The organism is Ruegeria sp. AI3 (genome assembly GCF_056541245.1).
Map to the genome: position 1 here is coordinate 1 of NZ_JBQFYA010000090.1, position 574 is coordinate 574.

General features: G+C 57.1%; 2 protein-coding genes. Both read right to left on the minus strand.

The window, feature by feature from the left end; all coding sequences use genetic code 11:
- On the minus strand, positions 1 to 282 hold a 282-nt coding region (locus tag ACRZ95_RS23200; RefSeq protein WP_480555758.1), incomplete at its 3' end, for a tetrahydrofolate dehydrogenase/cyclohydrolase catalytic domain-containing protein.
- A gap of 52 nt (positions 283 to 334) precedes the next feature.
- The coding region (locus tag ACRZ95_RS23205; RefSeq protein WP_480555760.1) for a chorismate mutase at positions 335 to 574 on the minus strand (240 nt) is incomplete at its 5' end.

Genomic DNA, 574 nt, shown 5'->3' on the forward strand with positions numbered 1-574 from the left:
GCCATGAACTGCCGGATCATTGTTCAACTTGTCAACCAGGGCCAGCAAATCCTCTTCCGAGGTGTCCACATCCAATTTGTGCTCATATGAGTTCATGCCGACCTCGACGGTCTGCTTGCCTTTTGAACGCACATAGACCTGGCTGGCCGGATCCTCGCCCACCAGCACCACGGCCAGGCCGGGTGTGATCCCGTTTTCTTCCTTCAGCTTTGCGACCTGATCGGCCACCTGTGCACGTACTTTTGCGGCAAAGGCTTTACCGTCAATAACCTGGGCTACCATTCTTCAATCCCCTCTTCCAAAACGGATCGGGCGCACAAGGCGCCTCTTCGCTCTAGTCAGCGCCGAGCACACGCTCTTCACGCGCAATCGACCAGTCAATCAAAATGCGCCAGAGCTTTTCTGCAAGATCGGGATCCATGCCCAATTCATCCGAGCTCTTGCGCACGCGCTGCACCACCTCTTCGACACGATCCGGGATACGGGCAGGCAGCCCCTCGCCGGGTTTCAGCTGAGACGCGCGGTCGATATAGCCCGCGCGCGTTACCAACAATTCGATCAATTGACGGTCCAG